This is a genomic window from Frankia sp. AiPs1 (assembly GCF_023716945.1).
GTDB lineage: Bacteria > Actinomycetota > Actinomycetes > Frankiales > Frankiaceae > Frankia.
In genome coordinates this window covers 1-13,416 of record NZ_JAMQQF010000131.1, presented here as the reverse complement: position 1 = coordinate 13,416, position 13,416 = coordinate 1, and the positions used below count along the sequence as shown (strand labels likewise).

Here is a 13,416-nt window from a genome sequence, read left to right as displayed (position 1 = left end):
GACCGGCAGCGCGGAGCGCCGCGGGAGCAGGTTGCCGCGGCGGTGCGGGCCCGGGGACTCGGTGGACTGCCCGGCCGACCGCTCGGGGGGCCGATCCGCCGCCCGCCGGAAGGTGGCCGGGCCCGGGCCATCCACCAGCACGTCATCGGATAGTCGAACTGCGTCATCGTGGCCTTGCGCCGCGTCCGCCGGATGCATGCCCGTCATGTGACCAGTAGCAGACAGCGATGACACGTAACCAACGGTCTGCAACGCTCGTGTCGCCGGACATCCGACTCAGGGATGGACCTCACGGACGCGCCCCGCCACGGTCGAGGCCGGGCGTCCGCGCGGCCGGCGAGCACGAGTCAGCCCTCGCGTCGCGTCCCCCGCGATCTGCCCCCACGTCGCCGGCCCACCCAGGGGCGGCGTACTCATCCCACAGCCACCGCCCCGACCGGCGATTACCTCGTCTTTCCGACGCCATTCCCGGGAGCAGCGGGATATCGGCCGCCTCACCACCGAGAAGGGCCGTGAACAGGCATTGCGCTGCCAGCTGCCGGCCGGCCACTGGAAGCGGCGGCCCGGACCGGCATCGGTACGATGATGAGATCCCGATGACGAGTGGTTCTACGCCGACCGGCGCCATCTCGCGCTGCGGCGCGGACGAGCCGGAAATCCGTGACGGAAGAGGTGTCCGGTGGGTAGCTTCCTCCTCCCGCTGGGTGTCAGCGTCATCGGCCTGGCGTTTGTTCTGCTCGGCGGCTCGCTCAGCCTGGTGACGGCGGTCAGCAGTCGACCGAAGAAGGCCCGCCAATGGGCCGCGAAGAAAGCGGCAGGCCGGGTCGCGGCGATGGTCGATCACCTCGATGGGCCTGGTCACCCACTTCTCGTCGCGGAACTGGTCTCGCGTGACGCTCGACGCCGGCAGGTCACCTTACGTGCGATGGTCCTGCTTGCTCCGACATACCTGATCGGAACTCTCGGTTTCCTCCTGGCCAGCGTCGGCGTGCTCCTTCCGAACCGTCCGTGGCAGGAGGGCGGCCCGCCGGCGAGCGACTGGTGGGGGGCGGGGCTGATCCCCGCCGCCGGTCTCTACGCCCTGCTGCTCTTCCTGGTCGTGCGGGTTCAGACGTACATCTTCGGCCGGGTCGCCGACCTGTTCGCCATTCATTCCCTGCTGCGGTACCTGGAGGCCGCGACCGCACTCGGTCGGCAGGCCGACCTCGACGGCGTGACCGGTCGCCGGGAGCTGGCGGGGCATCTGGGTCTCGCCGCGACGCACGTGGAACATCACGTCGCGAAGATCCTGCCGCTCGGCGTCCGCCGCCGTGAGCGGCGGACCGTCGTGCGTCGCGCCGACAGACTGGCCAGCCTGCTCCGGGACCAACAGATCTTGATTATTACGGCCTCGACGGCTGACATCGAGGCGACTACGCCAAAGATCACCAGGATTCTCGTGGCCCTGGTCGAGGACCGTCTCGGAGACCTGGCGACCGACGTCGAGCAAGGTTCGGACGCGATTGTCATCCCCACTCAAACCCCAGGCGAGGCTTCGATGGCGCTGCCCGTGCCGCTCGGCAGGGACGTTCCGCGGATTTTCCTGTGTCATTCGAAGGCAGACCGGCGGGCGGTCCGGGATCTCTACAACAGACTTCGTACGGACGGCTTCCACCCCTGGATCGACGAGGAGGACATCCTTCCCGGCCAGGACTGGAACCACATCATCCGGCGGGCGATCAAGAGCAGTCGTCATGTCCTCATCTGTATGTCGGCCTCCTCCATCGGCAGGCCTGGCTACGTGCAGAAGGAGATTCGGGCCGCTCTCGACGTCGCGGAGGAGTACCCGGAGGGTTCCATCTACTTGATTCCGGCCCGGCTGGAACCGTGCGACATCCCCAGCGGACTCGGCCGGTTCCAGTGGGTCGACCTGTTCGAGCCGGACGCATACCCCAAGCTCCTCAGGGCCCTGCGGGAATGAGGGTCATGGCCCTCCCGGCGGGTCGCCGCGGCCCCGACGGCCCCGACGGCGCCGGGCGGCTGGCGCTCGCCCGCGCCGACGACATCAGGTGGTCACCGGTGCGGCGACCCTCGTCGAGGTGGTTCACCAGCGGATCAGGCGCCCCGCGCTGGACTGGACGCTCGCGTCGGATCCTGACGATCTCATGGTGTCGTGCCGCCGGCGGACCATCGTGATCAAGAACCGGTGGCCGATGACTAGCTGTCCTGCCGGAGCCGAAAAATCTGTACCCGCGGCAGTAGACATCGGGCGACGGCGTGGGTAGAGTTCCTGTTGTACACAGAAGAGTCCAGGGTCGCGCCAGACAGGAACTGGCGCGAGCGGGACGGCGGCCAAGGCGGGCTGCCGAGCACCATCACGCAAGATCAGTAACGGCAACACCCGGTCATGGAACGGACGAGGGAGGGAGGAGTAGACGCCATCAGGATCGCCGGAGCGATGTCTTAGCTCGCTCGGCTACCGCAGGCCCCAGATTGGAAGGTGGTCCCCGGTCACGCATATGCGATCCCCGCGTCCCCGCCCGCTCGGGGTGGCCTCGCGGGTATACAGATTCGGCGTACCTCGCCGATAGATGGTGTTGATCCTTCGGGACCCTGGTGCCTTATGGCACCGGGGTCCCTCGATGTGTGCTCGAGAGGCGCGATGAGCCCTGGAACCACCCGCAAGCCAGCCGACAGCCTTGACGACGACGACTACCCCGCCTTCACCATGGGCCGCGCAGCCGACATGCTCGGCACCGCCCCCGCGTTCCTGCGGTCTCTCGGCGAAGCTGGCCTGATCACTCCCCTGCGTTCGGACGGCGGCCACCGCCGCTACTCCCGCCATCAGCTTCGCCTTGCCGGACGCGTCCGCGAACTCGTCGACGGGGGCACCGCGATCGACGCCGCCTGCCGCATCGTCCTGCTCGAAGACCAACTAGCCGAGGCCCGACGAGTCAACGAGCAGCTCCGTCAGCAGGCCACCGAGCCCCCATCCGCCGAACCTTCGGCGTCGTCGGCGGCGGGCGGCGGTGAGTAGGTCGACCAGGGCGAGCAGCATCGGCGCCGTGAGGTGACCGAACGCCGACCGCATGGGATTGCTGCTCTCAACGGGCGGGGCGATCGGCGGTGATGACCACCAGGTCGCGGTGCTGCCAGGTGACCGCGGTGTCGAAACCGGCCTGGTGCAGCCAGTCGAGCTGATCGGGCAACGGGCTCGGTTGGTCGTGGACGCCGTCGACGGGAGTGACGCTGTCCTCTGGGTCGTCCGGCACGACCACATCCGCGAGCACGAAGCGGCCGTTCGGCGGCAGAACCGCGGCGATCCGGCGGAACAGCTCGGCCTTCCCGGGCCGGTCGAGATGGTGGACGGCCAGCGCCGAGATCACCAGGTCGAACGGGCCGGCGGGAAGCGGCTCCTCGAGCCGGCCGACGCGGAGGTCCGCGGGTGGCAGGCGGGGGCGGGCGGCGTCGAGCATCGCCGGGCTCTCGTCGAGCCCGACCAGGGCGGCATCCGGATGGACGCCGAGCACCCGCCCGCTGGTCTCGCCCGTGCCCACCCCGAGGTCGAGCATGCGGGTCACCCGCCGGCCCACCGTCGCCGCCGTGACCTCGTCCTGGAGCCGTTCGTAGTGCGGCACCTCGGCGATCACCATGGCCCGATAGGTCCCAGGGTCGAAGTGATACTGCGACATCCCTCCCTTGTACGCCGTCGGGCGCGACGAGACAGCCGAATCACCCACCCCGGGCAAGGCCGGCGGCGGGCGGCGGGCGGTCGCGGGCGTTTCAGTCCGCGGCGGGAGGCTGGAGGATGCGCAGGGCGATGCGGAGGATCTCGGCGCGGTCCGCGGGATCGAGGGCGCCGGCGTCGAGGGCGCGGTCGACGGCGCCGGCGTCGAGGGCGATCGCGGCCATGGTGGCGTGCTTGATGGCGGCGAAGGCGGCGTGCGCGCGCAGGACGGCGCCGCGGTCGGCGTCGGGGCCGGCCAGTGCGGCGATCACCTGTTCGGTCATCCGCTCGATGGTGCGGGGCAGCCGTTTGTCGATGACCGCCAGCACGCTCGGGTCCCGGTCGATGAGCGCGGCCAGCTCGCGGGAGTCCGCGGCGAGGTCGATGAATGCGCCGAGCAGCTCCGCCGGGGCGGGCGGCCCGGCATCGAGGTACCCGGTGATCCGATGGTAGGCCGCCAGCGGTTCGGCGAGCAGGCCGTCGAGGATCGCCGCCTTCGAGGGGAAGTGGTAGTACAGCGCGGCCGTCGTGGTGCCGAGCTCGCGGGCGATGTCTGCGTTGGTCGTGCCGGTGTAGCCATGACGGACGAACAGCTCGCGGGCGATCGCGAGGATCCGTTCCCTGGTCTGGCTCACGGCCCCAGGCTACTTGCTTATTGATCAGTAGACCGGTGGAACGACGCCGAAACCGCTGATCAGTGGGGCCCGGTCGGGCCGAGTCGGACAGGTAGGCGGTGCCTCGGCGATCGGCGAGAATCGCTGAGGGGAGCCGCCTACCGGTCGTTCACGGCAGTGGACGCATGCAGTCCCGGCATCGGTCGTTCAGGATCGACAGCAGCTCGACCGCCTTCAGTGAGGCGTCACGCACCTTGGCGATGTCCTGCGACGAGTTCAGCCGGATCAGGGCGGTTTCGGCTCCGTCCGAGGCGCCCTCGCGGACGGCCTCCACGATCTCGGCCGCGGGGGTGCCGTACTGGAAGAGCAGGATCTCCTTGTCCTGGTATGCCGGCAGCTCCATGGGTAGGTGACCGAGACCGATGCCCGCGAGGTTGCGGCTGAGGATCTGCCGCACGTTCGTCCCGAGCCGGCCGTAGCCCCCGATCTCCCGCAGCATGCCCATGGTGGTCCTGAAGACTCCGTTGTTCCCCACCACGGCTGACCGCAGGTCCTCCCAGCTCCCGGGGGCGTCGGTCGGCACACCGATCATCTGCGCCTCCGACATCTCTACCATCCCGGCTGGCAACCGAAGTACCCCGCGTATATGTCTACCGACACGCCCAGCTCCTTCCGCTTCCCCAGGGGAAAGCACTGCGTGCTGCCGGGCCGGCTTCGCCCGGCATCGCCCGGCGTCTTTTTGTTATCCGTAAGATATCCGACCCGCTCGGTGAGGTCCAACCCAGGAAGAAGTTCAAGGGTTTCGATAACGTTAACCCTCGCTGCACAGGCCGATGGTGACGCCGTCGGGACGTGCCGATTAGTGCGTACTCCGCACCGCCGCCGCAACCCCTCGCGACACCCGCGGGACCCGCCCGCATTCCCGTCCGTGACATTTGCGCTACGGAAAGGAATCGATCGGGTGGTCCGGTCGGATAACCTGGCGTCTGCACGGTCGGATGCGTCGGCCGGTGCTCCTTTTCGTCCGGGCCGGGCTCGCCCCCTCGGTGAGGTGCGTGACCACGTGGGCCCCCGACCCCCTGGGCGGCCAACCCTCGTCGGGTGAGCTGGGCCACCGCCGGCCTACCCGAAGTCCCCCAAAGAAAAATCCAAGGATAAGTTTTTCCTCGCAGATATCCTTCGGGATAACCCGGCAAAAAAGCTTGCACTCAATCGCCGAGAATACCTGTTAACCCGGAAGTTACCGGCGCTTGCAGGCTCGAAATAATCGCCTCCTAGTCTGATTCATGTCGCCGCCGAACAAACACAGAACCACAGTTCGCGGCGCAGCCCATGGTCTTCAGTCCCGGAGCAACGGCTGGTGATGACAGTGCGAGACCCCCGTTTTCCCAGCTCATCTACCACGGCGATACAGTCGGACGCGGCGATCAAATTCTGCGACACCACGCTCCGCGACGGCGAGCAGGCGCCTGGCGTCGCATTCACCGCGGCCGAGAAACTCGCCATCGCCGCTGCCCTGGACGCCATCGGAGTACACCAGATCGAGGCCGGAATCCCGGCGATGGGTGTCACCGAGCGGGACGTGCTGCGGGAGATCCTCGCAACCGATCCGCAGGCGGAGATCGTGGGCTGGTGCCGGGCCGACCGTCGCGACGTCGAAGCCGCGGCAAGCTGCGGCCTCGTCACCGCGCACCTGACCATCCCCGTCTCCGACTTGCACCTGAAGAGCAAGCTGGGGCGGGATCGGGCCTGGGCGCGGCTGCGGGTCCGCGAGTGTGTTGCGGACGCGACGGACCGCGGCATGCGGGTGAGCGTCGGTTTCGAGGACGCCTCCCGCGCCGACGACGCGTTCGTCACGGACCTGGCAAGCGAACTGCGGGAACTGGGCGTCACCAGGCTGCGCTGGGCCGACACCGTCGGCCTGCTCGACCCGGTGAGCGCGCACGATCGGCTGGGGCGACTGGTCCGGGCGGTCCCGGGGCCGTGGGAGATCCACGCCCACGACGACTTCGGCCTGGCGACGGCCAACACCATCGCCGCCGTCCAGGCGGGGTTCACCTGGGTCAGCACCACCGTGCTCGGCCTGGGCGAACGCGCCGGGAACGCCCCGATCGAAGAGGTCGCGATGGCGCTTCGGCACCTGCTGAAGCTGCCCGTCGACCTGGACACGACATCGTTTCGCAGCCTCGCGCGGCTGGTGTCGCGGGCCGCGCGCCGGCCCCTGCCGGCGGGCAAGGCGGTGGTCGGCGAGTCGGTGTTCGCGCATGAGTCGGGCATCCACGTGCACGGCATCCTGCGCCACCCGGCGACGTACGAGCCGTTCGACCCCGCCGAGGTGGGCGGGCGTCGGCGGCTGGCGATCGGCAAGCACAGCGGGCGCGCCTCGGTCCGCTACGCGCTGGCCCAGTACGGCATCGACGCCGACGACAGCGAGATCGAACCCCTGCTGGAGCGGGTCCGCATCGCCGCCACCCAGCGCAAGCGCGGCCTGCACGGCCGCGACTTCCAAGAGCTTCTCGGGCGGGTAGAGATGCCGACCCCCCGAGTGGAAGCCCCCCAGCGCGAAGAGCAGGTCTGACCGATCTGCCACGCGCCACGGGGTTGCACGACCAGCACCACGGTAGTGCCGACGTCCCGGTCCAATCCGACCGGCGGCACGTCCGGCACCACGCGGGCCGAGCGGCCCGGCCTGCCCGATCGGCATGGCCGAGCCCCGGTGACCGCGCGCCGGGCAACCGTCCCAAGGAGGAGCACCGCATGCGCCAGATCGCCTTCTACGGCAAGGGTGGTATTGGCAAGTCCACCACCCAGCAGAACACCATGGCGGCCATGGCCGAGATGGGCCAGCGGGTCATGATCGTCGGGTGTGACCCGAAGGCCGACTCGACCCGCCTGATCCTGCACGCGAAGGCGCAGACCTCCGTCATCCAGCTCGCGGCCGAGAAGGGTTCGGTCGAGGACCTCGAGCTCGACGAGGTGCTGGTCGAGGGCCAGTGGGGCATCAAGTGCGTCGAGTCCGGTGGCCCGGAGCCGGGTGTGGGCTGCGCCGGCCGTGGCGTCATCACCTCCATCACCTACCTGGAGGAGGCGGGCGCGTACGAGAACCTCGACTTCGTGACCTACGACGTCCTCGGTGACGTTGTGTGTGGTGGCTTCGCGATGCCGATCCGCCAGGGCAAGGCGCAGGAGATCTACATCGTCACCTCCGGCGAGATGATGGCGATGTACGCGGCGAACAACATCGCCCGCGGCATCCTGAAGTACGCGCACTCCGGCGGTGTCCGGCTCGGCGGGCTCATCTGCAACAGCCGTAACACCGACCGCGAGGACGAGCTGATCATGGAGCTCGCCCGCCGCCTCAACACCCAGATGATCCACTTCATCCCGCGTAACAACGTCGTGCAGCACGCCGAGCTGCGCCGGATGACGGTCATCGAGTACGACCCGAAGAACAGCCAGGCCGACCAGTACCGCGAGCTGGCCAACAAGATCGTCAACAACGAGATGAAGACGATCCCGACGCCGATCACCATGGACGAGCTCGAGGAGCTCCTCATCGACTTCGGGATCATGGCGCAGGAGGACGAGACCGTGATCGGCAAGGCCGCCGCCGTCGCCTAACACGTCGCCCGACCACCTGTTCCACTCACCGTCGAGGATGAGGTCCCGATCATGACCACGACGCCGGCACCGACCCGGGCCGAGACCGAGGCGATGATCGCCGAGGTCCTGGGTCAGTACCCCACCAAGGCCGCCAAGTTCCGGACCAAGCACATCAAGGCCAACGACCCCGAGGGGTCGAAGGAGTGCGAGGTCAAGTCCAACATCAAGTCCCGCCCCGGGGTCATGACGATCCGCGGCTGCTCCTACGCCGGCTCCAAGGGCGTGGTGTGGGGCCCGGTGAAGGACCTCGTCACCATCAGCCACGGGCCCGTCGGCTGTGGTCAGTACTCCTGGGCCACCCGTCGCAACTACGCCCACGGCCACCTCGGCGTGAACAACTTCACCGCGATGCAGATCACGACGGACTTCCAGGAGAAGGACATCGTCTTCGGCGGCGACGCCAAGTTGGAGACGGTCCTCGACGAGATCGTCGAGCTGTTCCCGCTGGCCAAGGGCGTTTCGATCCAGTCCGAGTGCCCGATCGGTCTGATCGGCGACGACATCGAGGCCGTCGCCAAGAAGTCCGCGAAGAAGCATGACATCCCGGTCATCCCGGTTCGTTGTGAGGGCTTCCGCGGCGTGAGCCAGTCGCTGGGCCACCACATCGCGAACGACGCTGTCCGCGACCACGTGCTCGGCACCGGCGGCGGGACCTTCGAGCAGACCGACTACGACGTCGCGCTGATCGGTGACTACAACATCGGCGGTGACGCCTGGGCGTCCCGGCGGATCCTCGAGGAGATGGGCCTGCGGGTCATCGCCCAGTGGTCCGGTGACGGCACGCTCAACGAGATGAAGTCGACGCACCTGTCGAAGCTCAACCTGATCCACTGCTACCGCTCGATGAACTACATCTGCACCACCATGGAGGAGCGCTTCGGCACCCCGTGGACCGAGTTCAACTTCTTCGGCCCGTCGAAGATCGTCTCCTCCATGCGCAAGATCGCCGAGTTCTTCGACGACGAGATCAAGGCGAAGACCGAGGCCGCGATCGCCCGGTACCAGGTGCGCTTCGACGAGATCACCAAGGCGTTCCGGCCGCGGCTCGAGGGCAAGCGGGTCATGCTCGCCATCGGCGGCCTGCGCCCCCGGCACACCATCGGCGCGTACGAGGACCTCGGCATGGAGGTTGTCGGCACCGGCTACGAGTTCGCCCACAAGGACGACTACACCCGGACCTACAGCATGCTCAAGGAAGGCACCCTCCTCTACGACGACCCGAACTCGTTCGAGCTCGAGGAGTTTGCCAAGCACCTCAAGCCGGACCTGATGGGTGCGGGCGTCAAGGAGAAGTACGTCTTCCACAAGATGGGCATCCCCTTCCGGCAGATGCACTCCTGGGACTACTCCGGGCCCTACCACGGCGTCGACGGCTTCGCCGTCTTCGCCCGGGACATGGACATCGCCATCAACAGCCCGGCCTGGGACCTCCTCGAGGCGCCCTGGTCGAAGGCTGGCGAGGTCGCCTGATCCGCCGCCCCGCGGCACCCGGGCGCCAAGCGCCCAGCAGTAGACGGCCACTCGTAGTAGACGGCCACCGGTAGTAGACGGCCACCGGTAGTAGACGGCCACCAGTAGTAGCTGACCAGTAGTCCATTCAGGTCTGGCCGAACGCAGCCGCCAGCGACCCCGTGACCCCGTAAAGGTCGCTGGCGGCTGCCGCGGCAGGCCTCAAGCCCCACCTGGGGACAAGCCCCACAGGGGAGAGGAGGGACGTCCGGTGACGACGACCCCCGAGCACACCAGCGCGGTCCCACTGCGGGTCCTTGACCACAACGACATCTTCCGCGATGAGGTCTACCAGAAGCAGTTCGAGGGCAAGCGTGAGTTCGAGGACGCGGCCCCGAAGGAAGAGGTCCAGCGGGTCCTCGACTGGACCCGCGGGTGGGAGTACCGGGAGAAGAACTTCGCCCGGGAGGGCCTGACCGTCAACCCGGCCAAGGCCTGCCAGCCGCTCGGCGCGGTGCTCGCCGCGCTCGGGTTCGAGGGCACCATGCCGCTGGTGCACGGGTCGCAGGGCTGCGTGGCGTACTTCCGCAGCCACTTCGCCCGGCACTTCAAGGAGCCGGTGCCCGCCGCCTCCACCTCGATGACCGAGGACGCCGCCGTGTTCGGCGGGATCAACAACCTCGTCGAGGCGATGGAGAACATCACCGCCCTCTACAAGCCGAAGCACATCGCGGTCAGCACCACCTGCATGGCCGAGGTCATCGGTGAGGACCTGTTCGCCTACATCGGCGCGGCGCGCGAGCAGGAGGTGATCGCCCAGGACTTCCCGGTGTCGTACGCCCACACCCCGTCCTTCGTGGGCTCGCACATCACCGGCTACGACGTGATGCTCAAGGGCATCCTCGAGATGCTGGCGAAGTCCCCCGACGCGGACGCGTCGAAGGTGGCGAAGTCCGACAAGGTCCGGCTGAACGTCATCCCCGGGTTCGACACCTACGTCGGCAACCACCGCGAGTACAAGCGCATCCTCGAGCTGATGGGCGTCGACCCGCTGATCCTGGGCGACCACTCCAGCTCGCTGGACTCCCCGGCGGATGGTGAGTACTTCCTCTACCCCGGCGGCACCCCGCTGGCGCAGGGGGCGCTGGCGAAGTTCAGCCGCGCGAGCCTGGTGCTGCAGGAGAGCACGCTGCGCAGGACGGCGGAGTACATCCAGAAGGACTGGAAGCAGGACACGATCGTGCTGGAGACCCCGCTCGGGGTCAAGGGTACGGACGCCTTCCTGACCGCGGTCGCCAAGGTCGCCGACGTCGAGGTCCCGGCGGAGCTGACCGCCGAGCGCGGCCGCCTCGTCGACGCGATCACCGACTCGCATGCCTACGTGCACGGCAAGCGGGTGGCCCTCGCCGGCGACCCGGACCTCGTCATTGCGCTGACCCGGTTCGTGCTCGAGCTCGGGATGATCCCGGTGCACATCGTGAGCACGAACGCCGACCCCACCTTCAAGGCCCGCATGGAGAAGGTGCTCTCCGCCAGCAAGTTCGGCGCGGAGGCGACCGTGTGGCCGGAGAAGGACCTCTGGCACCTGCGGTCGCTGGTCTTCACCGAGCCGGTCGACCTGCTCATCGGCAGCATGCAGCTGAAGTACATCTCCCGCGAGGCGAACGTGCCGCTGGTCCGGGTCGGGTTCCCGATCTTCGACCGGCACCACCTGCACCGGTTCCCGATCATCGGTTACGCGGGTGGTCTGCAGCTGCTCACCCAGCTGGTCAACACGATCCTCGACGAGATGGACCGCACCGCCCCCGACCACAGCTTCGACGCCGTCCGCTGACCTGGCGCCCGCTGTAGTCGGACCGGCTCGAAGCCGGGACTGATCGTGGTCGGCCGGCCGCGCCCACCGCGCTCCCTGCGGCCGGCCGACCACCTCCCGCGGGTCGACGGATGGCGACGTCTCCCCGCGCCGGGTCGGTCGACTCCCTCCCGGGTCGATCGACCCCCTTGTCCAGCCTCTCCCGAGGACCGCCCCCTCCCGAGGATGGCCCATGGCTGCTACCGAACGTGCCGCCCTGTTCACCGAGGCGGCCTGCGACCACAACAACGCCAAGAGCGCCAAGGCTCGCAAGGCGGGCTGCCCCAAGCCCAAGCCCGGCGGAACCTCCGGCGGTTGCACCTTCGACGGGGCGATGATCACTCTCGTCCCGATCGCCGACAGCGCCCACATCGTCCACGGCCCGATCTCCTGCGCCGGCAACTCCTGGGACGGCCGGGGCAGCCTGTCGTCCGGGCCGACGCTGTTCCGCCACGGCTTCACCACCGACATGACCGAGAGCGACGTGGTACTCGGGGGCGAGCAGCGCCTGTTCGACACGATCTGCGAGGTCGTCGAGCGCTACGCGCCGCCCGCGGTCTTCGTCTACTCCACCTGCGTCACCGCGATGATCGGCGACGATCTCGACGCGGTCTGCGCGGCCGCCGCGGAGCGGACCGGGGTACCCGTGATCCCGGTCGAGGCCCCGGGTTTCGCCGGAAACAAGAACCTCGGTAACAAGATCGCCGGCCAGGCCCTGCTGGACCAGGTGATCGGCACCGTCGAGCCGGACGACGTCACCGACCTCGACATCAACCTCATCGGCGAGTTCAACATTGCCGGCGAGCTGTGGGACGTCGTACCGCTGCTGACCCGGCTGGGGATCCGGGTCCGGGCCTGCATCAGCGGGGACGCCCGTTACCGCGACATCGCCGCGGCGCACCGGGCGAAGGCGACCATGGTCGTCTGCTCCCGCGCGCTGCTCGGCCTCGCCCGCGGCCTGGAGGAGCGCTACGGCATCCCCTGGTTCGAGGGCAGCTTCTACGGCGTCAGCGCGATGGGCGACACCTTGCGGGGCTTCGCCCGTCTGCTCGATGACGACGAGCTCTCCCGCCGCACGGAGGAACTCATCGCCGTCGAGGAGGCGGCCGTCGAGGCCGCGATCGCGCCCTACCGGGCCCGGCTGACCGGTCGCAAGGCCGTGCTCTACACCGGCGGCGTCAAGAGCTGGTCGATCGTCTCCGCGCTGCAGGACCTCGGCATCGAGGTCGTCGGCAGCGGCATCACCAAGAGCTCCGACGGCGACGTCGAGAAGATCCGTGAGCTGCTCGGCGACGCCAAGATGATCTCCGAGGGCAGCCCCCGGGAACTGCTGCGGGTGGCGGAGGAGACCGGCGCCGACATCCTCGTCGCCGGCGGCCGCAACCAGTACACCGCGATCAAGGGCCGGCTGCCGTTCCTCGACATCAACCAGGAGCGGCACATCCCCTACGCGGGCTACACCGGCATGATCGAGTTCGCTCGCCGCCTGGACATGGCGATCGGGAGCCCGGTCTGGGAACAGGTCCGCCGGCCCGCTCCCTGGGACCTGGTCGGGGCCCACTGATGGCCACGATCGTCATCCCGGAGCGGCGCGCCGCGATCGACCCGCTCAAGTTCAGCCAGCCGCTCGGCGGCGCGCTCGTCTTCCTCGGCCTCGCCGACTCGCTGCCGATCATGCACGGGTCCCAGGGCTGCGCGTCCTTCGCCAAGGCCCTGCTGACCCGGCACTTCAACGAGCCGATCCCGCTGCAGACCACGGCGATCAGCGAGGTGACCGCGGTCCTCGGTAGCGGCGAGGCGATGGTGGCCACCCTGGACGCCATCCGCAAGAAGCAGCGTCCGGCCATCATCGGCCTGCTGACCACGGGCGTCACCGAGGTCTCCGGGGAGGATGTCGGCGGCCAGCTGCGCACCTACCTGGCCACCTGGGCCGACGCCGACACCGACGCCGCGCCACTGATCATCGGGGTGTCCACCCCGGACTTCCTCGGCGGGCTGTCCGACGGCTGGTCGGCGGCGCTCGAGGCGCTGATCCGGGCGGTGGTGCCCGCGCCGCTGACGGTCGAGGACCACCCGGAGGCGCCGACCGCGCTCATCGCGGCCTCCGCCCCGCCGGCCGCCACCCTCCCCGC

Annotated in this window: 11 protein-coding genes; 8 read left to right on the top strand and 3 right to left on the bottom strand. The window is 68.8% G+C overall.

The genetic code is table 11. The features are described 5' to 3' along the window. Positions 1 to 679: 679 nt before the first annotated feature. Together ND748_RS34625 and ND748_RS14125 are read left to right on the top strand one after the other, a co-directional pair. The gene (locus ND748_RS34625; RefSeq protein WP_251746266.1) at positions 680 to 1,960 is read left to right on the top strand and encodes a toll/interleukin-1 receptor domain-containing protein; all 1,281 of its coding nucleotides are present in this window, start codon (positions 680 to 682) and stop codon (positions 1,958 to 1,960) included. Positions 1,961 to 2,641: 681 nt separating this feature from the next. Beyond that, positions 2,642 to 3,016, top strand: coding sequence for a MerR family transcriptional regulator (locus ND748_RS14125; protein WP_251746265.1), 375 nt, complete (start codon positions 2,642 to 2,644; stop codon positions 3,014 to 3,016). 67 nt (positions 3,017 to 3,083) lie between these two features. Here ND748_RS14125 and ND748_RS14120 read toward each other — a convergent pair whose 3' ends face one another. The 3 genes from ND748_RS14120 to ND748_RS14110 all read right to left on the bottom strand — a co-directional run bounded on the left by ND748_RS14120 (position 3,084) and on the right by ND748_RS14110 (position 4,927). Then, positions 3,084 to 3,671, bottom strand: coding sequence for a trans-aconitate 2-methyltransferase (locus ND748_RS14120; RefSeq protein ID WP_251746264.1), 588 nt, complete (start codon positions 3,669 to 3,671; stop codon positions 3,084 to 3,086). Positions 3,672 to 3,762: 91 nt separating this feature from the next. After that, on the bottom strand, positions 3,763 to 4,341 hold the full coding sequence (locus tag ND748_RS14115; protein WP_251746263.1) for a TetR/AcrR family transcriptional regulator: 579 nt from the start codon (positions 4,339 to 4,341) through the stop codon (positions 3,763 to 3,765). A 148-nt stretch (positions 4,342 to 4,489) separates the two neighbouring features. Beyond that, a complete protein-coding gene (locus ND748_RS14110) occupies positions 4,490 to 4,927 on the bottom strand; it encodes a hypothetical protein (protein WP_044885615.1) in 438 nt (145 codons plus the stop codon). A gap of 753 nt (positions 4,928 to 5,680) precedes the next feature. Between ND748_RS14110 and nifV the strand changes: the two genes are divergently transcribed. The 6 genes from nifV to ND748_RS14080 form a co-directional block, all read left to right on the top strand. Beyond that, entirely contained in the window at positions 5,681 to 6,898 is a 1,218-nt protein-coding gene (nifV, locus tag ND748_RS14105; protein WP_251746262.1) for a homocitrate synthase, read from the top strand. Positions 6,899 to 7,077: 179 nt separating this feature from the next. Beyond that, complete coding sequence (nifH, locus tag ND748_RS14100) at positions 7,078 to 7,941, top strand: nitrogenase iron protein (protein WP_251746261.1); 864 nt, start codon at positions 7,078 to 7,080, stop codon at positions 7,939 to 7,941. A 51-nt stretch (positions 7,942 to 7,992) separates the two neighbouring features. Further along, the gene (gene nifD / locus ND748_RS14095; RefSeq protein WP_251746260.1) at positions 7,993 to 9,453 is read left to right on the top strand and encodes a nitrogenase molybdenum-iron protein alpha chain; all 1,461 of its coding nucleotides are present in this window, start codon (positions 7,993 to 7,995) and stop codon (positions 9,451 to 9,453) included. A 250-nt stretch (positions 9,454 to 9,703) separates the two neighbouring features. After that, positions 9,704 to 11,266: a nitrogenase molybdenum-iron protein subunit beta gene (nifK, locus tag ND748_RS14090; RefSeq protein WP_251746259.1), complete on the top strand. Its 1,563-nt coding sequence runs from the start codon at positions 9,704 to 9,706 to the stop codon at positions 11,264 to 11,266. Between the two features lie 211 nt (positions 11,267 to 11,477). After that, positions 11,478 to 12,848: a nitrogenase iron-molybdenum cofactor biosynthesis protein NifE gene (gene nifE, locus ND748_RS14085; RefSeq protein WP_251746258.1), complete on the top strand. Its 1,371-nt coding sequence runs from the start codon at positions 11,478 to 11,480 to the stop codon at positions 12,846 to 12,848. Next, positions 12,848 to 13,416 (top strand): nitrogenase component 1 (locus ND748_RS14080; protein ID WP_285902090.1); only part of this gene is annotated, 569 nt, incomplete at its 3' end. The genes nifE and ND748_RS14080, both read left to right, overlap by 1 nt.